Origin of the sequence: Microcoleus sp. OTE_8_concoct_300, from assembly GCF_031383065.1 — a bacterium.
In the GTDB taxonomy this organism is placed as follows: Bacteria; Cyanobacteriota; Cyanobacteriia; order Cyanobacteriales; family Microcoleaceae; genus Microcoleus.
Window position 1 is genome coordinate 1 of the sequence record NZ_JANMZH010000064.1, and the last position, 4,655, is coordinate 4,655.

Genomic DNA, 4,655 nt, shown 5'->3' on the forward strand with positions numbered 1-4,655 from the left:
ATTTTGCTTGCCTTTTTTGTGACCATTTTTATTGATATGAGTTGAATTACATTCAGGGCATTGCATAATATTGCTTTTAAATGTGTGTTATTTTTGAAGCTCGGAGGACAACTTCATCATACCATAGTTCAGCAACGCCGAGTTACTTGATCATCTAAACTGGTTTTGACCTTCCCCAGCAAGTTGGCGATTGCTCCTTCTGATATCTTTAGTCCAAAGACCTCTCCAAATATGGACGATAGCCGTTCGTAGCTGATGGCATGAGTGTAACGTAGATATGTAACTAAGCTTTGAATTGAACTGCCAAACGGTGAACCTGGTTCCATTCCCAATGGTACAGGTGCAACATATTCGGTTTGACAGCAGGCACACTGACCACCATAACGTTCGATTCGGGTGACGATGGGGCGAATTGGGGGTAGTTCGATTTTTTCGTAGACGGATTGCAATTTTTGGCCAGCAGTGGTGACTTTCTCTCCACACTGGGGGCAATTTTTGACTTGGGCGATGATTGTTTGGTCGGGTTCAGGATGTAGCTGTCTTCCCCCTCCTGCTCTTCCTAGGCTTCTTTGTCTTTTTATCCCCTCAATTTTCGATGGCTGAATGTTGGGCTTGAATCCTTTGGACGGTGGAGTGCTAGAATTTTTGCTGGTTTTTTTGGGAGATGGGCCTAGTTTTGGTTGGTCTGTGGTTGCTAACGCTGCGGTGAGTTTTTGGATTTTCTCCCATAGCTCTACTATCAAGGCTTCTTTTGCCTCGTTCGATAGCTGTTTTAGGTCGGGGAGTTTTTCCATCCCTTGATCTAATGTCTATCTTGTCTTCTTGTCAAGGGGGTTGAGCAATTACCATTTATTTTTGGATAGGAAGCCCGTGTAACAATTCGGCTGCCTATATTTTTTTACCACCATTGGGTTCAATCTTTACCCCATCTGGGTTTGGGGCTGGTTGTCACCCCCCAGGATCTATCAAACTCTACCCGATCGAGCGATCGCCTTTAAAATCCCACCATACCATCAACCGCTCCGGCGAAACCTGGCTCATAAACTCTGGCTTTTTTTTGATGGACACAACTGGACTCGAACCAGTGACCCCTACGATGTCAAGGTTTAATTTGCATCGCTCAAACATATACGGGATATAGGATTTAAGCATTTTCAATAACTGATATATCAATTTAATCGCTTTTTTTAGATTTAGATTCTTGATTTTGTTGATTTTCTTCGCGAATCCTTAACCATTCCAGCAGTCCCATGCGAACGATCGAAGCCAGCGATTGACCCGGTTCGATCGCCTGAGCTCTAAGTCGCTCGCGTAACTCACCCACATCAAATGTGAGCCGATCGCGAGTATCCCTACTTTTTCCTTTTTTACTGTTTTCCTCGCTCATAAATCTAGCATATTCCATGAGCGAAACAAATCTTAGCTAAATATTCAAGTTTTTTCTTGACGCAACATCCATTGGATGTTACAATTTGTTTAAACGCCCAGAAAAGTGTTGGTACCACTTTTCGGGACTTTCAACCAATGCCGGCAGACGGCACTAGGAGACAGAAATATGTTACTACAGACGGAATATCCGATCGTAGTTGAACGGGAATTCAACCGTAACTTGATCGTGAGAGGATTCGGAAGAACAGCGGACGAAGCAGCAAAGAAAGTATTTGAGTCCGCTCGGGAGTATGGTTACTGGGACGCAAAAGCAGCTTATCCGCTGGTTGCCAGCAATTCAGCTTCAGCCAAAGAAACAAAGTCAGAAGAAGCGCCCAAACCCGGCAGTGGCAGGCGCTAGACTCCTTTTTTTACTCTGTCGTGAGCTACTTGAAGAGCTCAAAGAAAGGGTACTAAAAATAGCTCATGAGATACGAGAAAAAGTGTCGAAAGCCTTACACAGTCCAATATCAAGATGAATTGGGTAGAGCAAATTACTGGACTCGATCGCAAATAAAGCAAATTCTGGGAAGCGTCGGCCGTAAAACTAGACGCAAACCAGTACCAATGTCGGAAGCGACATTTAAACGCCGACTGACACTGCTAGAAGAAGAATGCCCAGAATGCGATCGAGTTCTTCATACCCGTAAATTTTCAGATTTTCAGAAACAGTGTCTGGTTCAGGTCGAAGAAATTTTCGTTGCCTGCGATCGAGATCTCGAAAAAACGCGCAAACACTTACAAAACGTAGGACTTAACACCAATGACCACAACATCTAGAGTCGATCTAAAGTTTGAACTCGGACTAGGTAAAGTGTCCGACATTACCACCGTTCGTAAAGCGCTCGGTCATCGAAAATGGCAGAATGCTCAGGTCGAAGGAGTCGATATCGACGAAGTGCGCGAGTATTATCGTCTGATTCGTGAAGAATTGAAGACACCGACTGACGCATTGCTAGACATTGCTGCGAAGCGCACCGGATATGCTGAGCACTGCGATGATATCAACGATAGTGAAATTGACCACTCTGAAAACCGAGACGGGCAGGAAGAAACCAGTCAGTTAGTGGTTGCAGTTCGATCGGCCACATCTGAAGCAGCCCTGGCGATGACTGATGTGGGTGCTGCTGCTGCTGCTTCAGTAGTTGATGCCTTCTACATCTCCCTTGGAGACAATGTAGTTGATCAGCTCAAATCTCGATCGACAAATACTCGCGCAAATTTCAAAGAAATAGTTAGCTCAGTCCAGAATGCTCCCCTCGATCTTCGTAACGGTAGCTTGCCAGGAAAAAAAACCAACGCGCCGAAGCAGATCACTGGTGCTTGGGGTTAATTGAATCTTGCATAGAATTAGCTACAGCTTACAGCGATCGGCTAATTCTAGAAGAGCAAGCTCGTTCAGCTTACCGAGAAAAGTTACTCATTGCCTTGGTTGTTTATGCGAGTTTGCTCTCCTCATCACACTGCAATTGTTCAAAAAGACAGAAAGAGGAAAAGACGATGATTCAGTGGCTAGTATCGATTTTTAGAACGTCTGGTAATCCCTATCCCATTTCAGCCCCTTCAGTTTGGATGACAGGAATTTGCTAAATGATTCCCATTACTTCTGACAAAGTTTATGATTGGCATCCAAACCAAAAAGTTTACGTTTACAGTGCTCAAAAAAATTGCTTGGAACTCTGCCGACTAATTGATTTGGATTTGTCAGAGTTAGGCGATAGAACTCGACTTCTTGAACCAGTAGACGACAACCTGCAACTCTGCCAACCAAAAGAACGAGAAATACCGCCAAATTGTGTAGGTGGTAGGCATTGTCCTTATCCCGAAACTTGTTACAGATTTGAAACTGAGCAACAAGATTATGAATGCACATTCGCATCTCACGACGATTATCTCACTGGTGATTGTTGGGAGCAATAATGAAATCGGGTTAATACTCCTGACAACAGTAATTCTAATCAGTCTCCTGATTCTTTCACTTAATATTCTGAATGTGTGGCGAAATATCCAGCAGGGCAAGAAAGTTCAAAACATTCAATACCGATACAAAAAGCTGAAGGATGACAAAGGGTGGAAATAACCACTGATATGCAAGCCCTTCTTGATTTCCTGAAACTTTTTGGAGTAGGCAGTACAGCAGAAATTGCTTTCTGTACTTTAATCGAAGAATGGCGAGTAGAAATTGATGTTCAAGATATGGCAGATGAAGGTTGGGTAAGTCTTTCAACCGATAGTGAAAATAACACAGTTGCAAGGATTGTTAATCACAGTAAGGATTATTAACCATGAATAACGAAGTTTCGACAGATTCAACACCCACAACTAAGACAGAATCTGGCTATCCCTTGATGAGTAGAGCTATCCCAGCATTGGTAGTTGGTTTCAGTGCACTCTGCTATCAAACCGGGTATCAAGAAGCCCTCAAACAAGCGAAACCGACGATCGTACAGGGCAGTCAAACAGTCAACAACACCACAGTTTATCAAATTGCTCCGTCCGTGGGCATTGGCAGCAACAATAACCGTCAAACAGTCGAGTAGTTAGGAGCTAATTCTCATGGTAAAAAAACTGACAAGCATGACCTATGAGGAGCTTCAAACTGAGCGCGATGCAAACGAATTGCTCCAAAATAATCTGAAAGTTCAAATCGAACAGGTCACTGATAAAAAGGTTTCTTTGAAGTTAAGTCAAGAACTTTTGCAGATATCGAAACGTAATGAAAAACTGGCAGCACGACAAGTGGTTTTGATGTCTAAGGTCAAAAGACCGATGGCGCGTTCGCGCCCCGCAAGCTACGAGATGTCACTTGATGAAATTGAAGCCGAAACCGAACAGAATAAAATTACGATCGCCAAATTTGAAGAAGATTTGAAATCCAGTGATTTTGAGACGCGGTTTAATGCTAGTCAAACACTACGGACTCTTTATGCACGACATAAAGCGTTATGTCGTCAACGAGTCGCGCTTTTGTCTCATTCACTCGAACTTTTAAGGAAAGAATTGAATGCGACACAAAAACGCTAAAGCGAGTCTAATACTTAAACACCAACGGCAACCTAAGAAGCCAAAACCTAAGAGAAAGAGTGGTAAGGATTCAGGTCTCAACTTGGGGTATTAAAGATGGGGTCTGCACAGCAGGATTAACCCTCGCTTTGATCGCTTGCTCAAAAAACTTGGCGGACTGAAGGTCTTTGACGACGGCAAGTTTGTATAACTGTCAATAAATT

At 43.4% G+C, this 4,655-nt stretch carries 11 protein-coding genes; 8 read left to right on the forward strand and 3 right to left on the reverse strand.

Translation table 11 applies throughout. The features are described 5' to 3' along the window. The 3 genes from ACUVJL_RS03060 to ACUVJL_RS03070 form a co-directional block, all read right to left on the reverse strand. The coding region (locus tag ACUVJL_RS03060; protein WP_445244506.1) for an IS1/IS1595 family N-terminal zinc-binding domain-containing protein at positions 1–66 on the reverse strand (66 nt) is incomplete at its 3' end. A 62-nt stretch (positions 67–128) separates the two neighbouring features. Continuing rightward, a complete protein-coding gene (locus tag ACUVJL_RS03065; protein ID WP_445244496.1) occupies positions 129–794 on the reverse strand; it encodes an IS66 family transposase zinc-finger binding domain-containing protein in 666 nt (221 codons plus the stop codon). A gap of 380 nt (positions 795–1,174) precedes the next feature. Continuing rightward, positions 1,175–1,387: a hypothetical protein gene (locus ACUVJL_RS03070; protein WP_445244497.1), complete on the reverse strand. Its 213-nt coding sequence runs from the start codon at positions 1,385–1,387 to the stop codon at positions 1,175–1,177. 168 nt (positions 1,388–1,555) lie between these two features. On the opposite strand from ACUVJL_RS03070, the gene ACUVJL_RS03075 reads away from it, so the two are divergent. From ACUVJL_RS03075 to ACUVJL_RS03110, 8 genes are all read left to right on the forward strand, one after another. Beyond that, positions 1,556–1,789, forward strand: a complete 234-nt coding sequence (locus tag ACUVJL_RS03075; protein WP_445244498.1) for a hypothetical protein — start codon at positions 1,556–1,558, stop codon at positions 1,787–1,789. Positions 1,790–1,854: 65 nt separating this feature from the next. Continuing rightward, the gene (locus ACUVJL_RS03080; protein ID WP_445244499.1) at positions 1,855–2,208 is read left to right on the forward strand and encodes a hypothetical protein; all 354 of its coding nucleotides are present in this window, start codon (positions 1,855–1,857) and stop codon (positions 2,206–2,208) included. Continuing rightward, positions 2,192–2,761 (forward strand): hypothetical protein, encoded by a 570-nt coding sequence (locus ACUVJL_RS03085; protein WP_445244500.1) that lies wholly within the window; start codon positions 2,192–2,194, stop codon positions 2,759–2,761. Before ACUVJL_RS03080 ends, ACUVJL_RS03085 begins: the two co-directional genes overlap by 17 nt. Continuing rightward, positions 2,752–3,018, forward strand: coding sequence for a hypothetical protein (locus tag ACUVJL_RS03090; protein ID WP_445244501.1), 267 nt, complete (start codon positions 2,752–2,754; stop codon positions 3,016–3,018). Before ACUVJL_RS03085 ends, ACUVJL_RS03090 begins: the two co-directional genes overlap by 10 nt. After that, entirely contained in the window at positions 3,019–3,348 is a 330-nt protein-coding gene (locus ACUVJL_RS03095; protein ID WP_445244502.1) for a hypothetical protein, read from the forward strand. It begins immediately after the preceding gene. A gap of 168 nt (positions 3,349–3,516) precedes the next feature. Further along, positions 3,517–3,711 (forward strand): hypothetical protein, encoded by a 195-nt coding sequence (locus ACUVJL_RS03100; RefSeq protein ID WP_445244503.1) that lies wholly within the window; start codon positions 3,517–3,519, stop codon positions 3,709–3,711. Positions 3,712–3,713: 2 nt separating this feature from the next. Continuing rightward, positions 3,714–3,968 carry a hypothetical protein gene (locus tag ACUVJL_RS03105; protein ID WP_445244504.1) on the forward strand — a complete coding sequence of 85 codons (255 nt, stop codon included), beginning with the start codon at positions 3,714–3,716 and terminating at the stop codon, positions 3,966–3,968. A gap of 16 nt (positions 3,969–3,984) precedes the next feature. Continuing rightward, positions 3,985–4,452, forward strand: coding sequence for a hypothetical protein (locus ACUVJL_RS03110; protein ID WP_445244505.1), 468 nt, complete (start codon positions 3,985–3,987; stop codon positions 4,450–4,452). Positions 4,453–4,655 lie beyond the last annotated feature (203 nt).